This is a genomic window from Mesorhizobium sp. M1A.F.Ca.ET.072.01.1.1 (assembly GCF_004023325.1).
Lineage (GTDB): Bacteria > Pseudomonadota > Alphaproteobacteria > Rhizobiales > Rhizobiaceae > Mesorhizobium.
Window position 1 is genome coordinate 1 of the sequence record NZ_RZSF01000393.1, and the last position, 5,408, is coordinate 5,408.

Below are 5,408 nucleotides of genomic sequence, written 5' to 3' on the forward strand. Positions count from 1 at the left end.
CCTTGTAGGCGGCCAGAGCCTGCTCATAGCCAGGCAGCGGCCGGCCGTCGCTCGGCACGTGCAGCGTCTTGCCGTTCGGGAACAGGCTGACCAGTTCCTGACGGCTGATACCCGGCCAGTGGCGGACATTGCCGACATCCATGTGGACGAACGGAGAACCGGAATTCGGATAGTAGCCGACGCCGCCGCCCTGCATCTTGAGGCCGATGTTGCGCAGCTTCTTCAGCGGCACGCCGGGGATGTAGAAGTCCATCGCCTTGCCAAGCATGTGCTGGCTTTTCTCGGCGACACCGCGGCTGCGGCTGCGCAGCATCGAATTGGTAGATGGCGAGCGATAGCCGCAGACGACCTGGATGTAGTCGGTCGCTCCGCTCTGCCGGTAGGCCTCCCACACCAGATCGAGCAGCCGCGGATCCATCTTGGTCGGCTCGTTGCGGCGCCAGTCGCGCAGGATGATGTTAATCTTGCGCAGGCCTTCGGGAACGTAGCGACCGTTACGCTTGTAGACGATCTCGGCCTTTTCGTGTGTGTGCAGGTGATAGAGCTTCAGCGAACGGACTTCGGCTTTCGCGCCGGAGGCGGCTGCCGAAAGGAACCCTACGGCCAAAATCACAAACGTCAGCCACCGTGGCCAGACGCTCATGTGAAAATGCCGCCCGTTCGTGTGTCGTTCGACTTGGTTCAAATCAAAAGGCCTTGCAGGCTGCCGTTTGTCCCCGGATTTGCCCAAACGGATGCGTGGTTCTCACATCCGAATATCGATCCTAATGGTTAATCATCGCTTATTGGAGCCGAAATGCGGTAACACCGTGGCGATATCCCGTCAAAAATGATGCACCACGTTTCGTGGTAAATCGCTGGTTTAGATCGAGAATTCGGCTTTGGCCCAAACACAATCTGTTACCGATTGCGTTAAATGCGTGATCGCGAACACGCAATCGACTGAAAAAGCGCCTTCAGAAACGAAAAAGCGACGATTTAAGTCGGAATATAAACCGGTAGGCTGGGCTGGGCTTGCGTCTCAAGAGGCAAGTCGATCAAGCCGACCCGCTTCGGGGTCAATGCCATATTCCTTCAACTTGCGGTAGAGTGTAGAGCGCCCGATGCCGAGGCGGCGCGCCACCTCGCTCATCTGGCCATTATAGTGGTCGATCGCAAGCTTGATCATCTCGAACTCGACATCGGCCAGCGCCCGCACATTGCCGCGCTCGTCCAAGGCCCTCAGCGTGCCGAATCGCTGCTGCAGCCGCGCCCGCGCCTCGGCCTCGTGCGAGCCTGACGCCACTCCATTGGAGACGGCCTGATCGCCCGGCTGCGGCTCGTCCGCGACCGGTGCCACGGCAGTCGCAGGCTCGGCATCGAGCTTCACGGTGCCTTCGACCTGCGCGCGGATTTGCGGGAATTCCTCTTCGGTCAGCAACTCGCCTTCGGCGAGCACCGACGCCCTGAACACCGCATTTTCGAGCTGGCGGATGTTGCCCGGCCAATCGTAGGCCTGCAGCATCGCCAGCGCTTTGGCCGATATGCCGGTGAGACGATGACGCGGATCGGCCGGCGCCACCTTCTCCATGAAATGCCTGACCAGATGGGGGATGTCCTCGCGCCGGTCGCGCAGCGGCGGCACGAAGATCGGATAGACGTTCAGGCGATAAAATAGGTCCTCGCGGAATTTGCCGTCCTTGACCTGCTGCAAAAGATTCCGATGCGTCGCCGAGATCAGCCGGATGTCGACCTTGACGGTCGAACGGCCGCCGACCGGGTCGACCTCGCCCTCCTGCACGGCGCGCAGCAGCTTGACCTGGACGTCGAGCGGCAGGTCGCCGATCTCGTCCAGGAACAGCGTGCCCGAATGCGCCTCGACGAATTTGCCGGTGTGCTTGTCCGTGGCGCCGGTGAAGGAACCCTTCTCATGGCCGAACAGGATCGATTCCACCAGATTGTCGGGGATGGCGCCGCAATTGACGGTAACGAAGGGTTTCGAGCGGCGGTCGCCGCTGCCCTGGATGGCGCGCGCCACCAATTCCTTGCCCACGCCCGATTCACCTTCGATAAGGATCGGAATATTGGAGGCCGCCGCCTTTTGCCCGAGCCGGATCACCCGGTCCATCGCCGGGCTGCGGGTGATCAAGTCCTTGAAGGTGAGATGGCCGCCGCGACGCCGCGACGAGCGCTTCACCTCGTCCTCGACCGCTTCCACCTTCAAAGCATTGGAAATCGAGGTCTGCAGCCGGTCGGGCGAGGCCGGCTTGACGACGAAATCGAAAGCGCCGTGGCGCATGGCCGAGACAACGGTTTCGATGCCGCCCTGCGCGGTCTGCACGATGACCGGGAGATTGATGGCGCGCTCGCGCATCGCCTTCAGCACGCCGATGCCGTCGAGACCGGGCATGACCAGGTCGAGGATGACGACCGACACATCGCGCGCGTTCGGTCCGTCCAGCACATCGAGGCCCGCCTCGCCGCCGTCGGTGACGATGGCGCTGTGGCCGAATTTCGTCACCGCCGCCTCGAGCAGCCTGCGCTGCACGGGATCGTCATCGACTATGAGTACGGAACCTGTCATGACTCTTTGAATTATCCGCCCGATAAATCCCCATGGATCATCTTGGCACAGGGTTCTAAATAAGGTTTCAAAAAACCCGGTGAACGAATTCCTTAGGATTTGACCGGCTTCTCCTTTCCCGTTGATTCGAAGAAGGTATTCTCGATGCGCATGATGTTTGGTCAGCGGCTTGCGGCGACGGCGTCTGGCCAGTCCGCGGCGGAGCTCGGCGATCTGCCGGAGTGGAATCTCGCCGATCTCTATTCCGGCATGGAAGCGCCGGAGCTGAAGCGTGACATCGCCCGGGCGGCAAGCGACGCCATTGCCTTCGAGGTCCGTTGGAAGGGCACGTTGGCCGCCGAAGCCGAGCGTGGCGCCGCCGGCCGGCTCGGCGAGGCGCTGAGGGCCTACGAGGCGCTGGAGGAACTGATCGGCCGCATCGTCTCCTATGCCGGACTTGTCTATGCCGGCAACACCGCCGATCCGCAGCGCGCCAAGCTCTATGGCGACATCCAGGAGAAGATGACGGACGCCAGCGCGCATCTTTTGTTCTTCGCGCTGGAGCTCAACCTGATCGACGACTCGGTGATCGAAGCAGCACTCGTGGCCGACCCGGCCTTCGCCCACTATCGCCCGTGGGTGCTCGATCTCAGGAAGGACAAGCCGTACCAGCTCGAGGATCGGGTCGAGCAGTTGTTCCATGAGAAGTCGGTCACCGGACGCGGCGCCTGGAACCGCCTGTTCGACGAGACGATGACCGATCTGCGCTTCGACGTCGATGGCGAGGAGCTGACGCTGGAGCCGGCGCTGAACCGGCTGCAGGACGCGGATGGCGAAGTGCGCCGCCGCGCCTCCGAGGCGCTCGCCGCGACCTTCCGCAAGAACCTGCGCACCTTCACGCTCATCACCAACACGCTCGCCAAGGACAAGGAAATTTCCGACCGCTGGCGCGGCTTCGAGGACATCGCCGATTCACGCCATCTCGCCAACCGCGTCGAACGCGGCGTGGTCGATGCTTTGGCCGCGGCCGTGCGCGAAGCCTATCCGCGCCTGTCGCACCGCTACTATCAGATGAAGGCGCGCTGGCTCGGCATGGACGTCATGAACCACTGGGACCGCAACGCGCCGCTGCCCGAGACCCCGCAGTCGGTGATCCGGTGGGACGACGCCAGGGACACGGTGCTGTCAGCCTATCAGCGTTTCTCGCCGAAGATGGCGGAAATCGCGCGGACATTCTTCGATCGCAAATGGATCGATGCGCCGGTCAGGCCGGGCAAATCGCCCGGCGCCTTCGCCCACCCGACTGTGCCATCGGCGCATCCCTACGTGCTCCTCAACTACATGGGCAAGCCGCGCGATGTGATGACGCTGGCGCATGAGCTGGGTCACGGCGTTCACCAGGTGCTGGCCGCCGGCCAGGGCGCGCTGATGGCGTCCACCCCGCTGACGCTGGCCGAGACGGCCTCCGTCTTCGGAGAGATGCTGACCTTCCGCTCGCTGCTCGACCAGACCTCCGACAAGCGCGAGCGCAAGGCCATGCTCGCCCAGAAGGTCGAGGACATGATCAATACTGTCGTGCGCCAGATCGCCTTCTACGAGTTCGAGCGCAAGGTGCATGCCGAGCGCCGCAACGGCGAGCTGACCTCGGACAGGCTGGGCCAGTTCTGGCTTGAGGTGCAGGCTGAAAGCCTGGGGCCGGCGATCAAGTTGCGCGATGGCTACGAGGTCTTCTGGACTTATATCCCGCACTTCATCCACTCGCCCTTCTACGTCTACGCCTATGCCTTCGGCGACTGCCTGGTCAACTCGCTCTACGCCGTCTACCAGAACGCCGAGCGCGGCTTTCAGGAGAAGTATTTCGAGATGCTGCGCGCCGGCGGCACCAAGCATCATTCGGAACTGCTGGCGCCCTTCGGCCTCGACGCCACGGATCCGGCCTTCTGGCAGATCGGCCTGGGTGTGATCGGCGCGCTGATCGACGAGCTGGAGGCGCTCGACAAATGACGGGTGCTCGCCTGGCGGCATAGACCGGGAACAGTTTGGCCGGAACGCATACTTGTGCTGTTCTTCAATAACTCTGCCCGCACTTTTCAATTAGCTTTGCGCAGGCCGTGTGCTAGCGTCAGACCCCAAGCTCAACCGGACGCGACAGCAAGGCCGGAGGCGGCCCTAGCGTTGCTTCAGCGAGAGCGATAGCGGCCGTCGGGCCGCAGCCGGAGGAGGGCCAGCCGCCAGCGATTGGAGGGGCGGTTCCGCCCAGCGATTGACGATCCCTGCGGCAAGGCCGCCGTTTGCGGCCGCGGCCCGATCGGACTGGAGAGGAAAATGAGCACTTTCTTCTATATGCTCCTGGCGTTCGTTGTCGGTGTCCTGGTTGGCTGGTTCATCTGGGGCCGCCTGCGTGGCGAGCTCGACAGCCTGCGCGGCGAACTCGGTCGCGCGAAGAGCGAACGCGACCGGTTTAGCGCCGATACCTACCGCCTGAGCGGCGAGCTCGACGCATGCGGCCGCAGCCGCGCCGATCTCGAACGCAAGCTGCGCGAAGCGCCGACCTCTTCCGCCAAGGCGGGAACCGACAAAGCCTCCGCGCCTGCGCCGGCGGCGCTGATATCGACCCCGACCCCAGCCAGATCCTCATCTGCAAGACCGTCAGCGGCAAAATCGGCTTCGACCAAATCCGCCGCGGCCAAGCCGGCAGCGGCAAAGACGACCGGCGCGGCGCCAAAGAAGGCGCCGGCTCCGAAGAAAGCCGCCGCCCCGAAGGCGACCACCGGCAAGGCGGACAATCTGCGCCGCCTGATCGGCATCGGCCCGGTCAATGAAAAGCTGCTCAAGGCGCAGGGCGTCACGTCCTATGCCCAGATCG

General features: G+C 63.3%; 4 protein-coding genes. 2 read left to right on the forward strand and 2 right to left on the reverse strand.

Going from position 1 to position 5,408, the window contains the following annotated elements; all coding sequences use genetic code 11:
* Together EOA32_RS32560 and EOA32_RS32565 are read right to left on the reverse strand one after the other, a co-directional pair.
* Positions 1-643, reverse strand: a 643-nt coding sequence (locus EOA32_RS32560; protein WP_128373923.1) for a YcbK family protein, incomplete at its 3' end; no start/stop codon positions are given.
* Positions 644-1,021: 378 nt separating this feature from the next.
* A complete protein-coding gene (locus EOA32_RS32565) occupies positions 1,022-2,563 on the reverse strand; it encodes a sigma-54 dependent transcriptional regulator (RefSeq protein WP_095826710.1) in 1,542 nt (513 codons plus the stop codon).
* Between the two features lie 144 nt (positions 2,564-2,707).
* Between EOA32_RS32565 and EOA32_RS32570 the strand changes: the two genes are divergently transcribed.
* Both EOA32_RS32570 and EOA32_RS32575 read left to right on the forward strand, forming a co-directional pair.
* Positions 2,708-4,546, forward strand: a complete 1,839-nt coding sequence (locus tag EOA32_RS32570) for a M3 family oligoendopeptidase (RefSeq protein ID WP_189407563.1) — start codon at positions 2,708-2,710, stop codon at positions 4,544-4,546.
* A 321-nt stretch (positions 4,547-4,867) separates the two neighbouring features.
* Positions 4,868-5,408, forward strand: a 541-nt coding sequence (locus EOA32_RS32575; protein ID WP_128373924.1) for a proton-conducting membrane transporter, incomplete at its 3' end; no start/stop codon positions are given.

Bases quoted from the DNA above. Each gene is read 5' to 3' on its own strand.
- EOA32_RS32570 (WP_189407563.1), top strand. From the start codon at position 2,708: ATGCGCATGATGTTTGGTCAGCGGCTTGCGGCGACGGCGTCTGGCCAG.
- EOA32_RS32565 (WP_095826710.1), bottom strand. From the start codon at position 2,563: ATGACAGGTTCCGTACTCATAGTCGATGACGATCCCGTGCAGCGCAGG.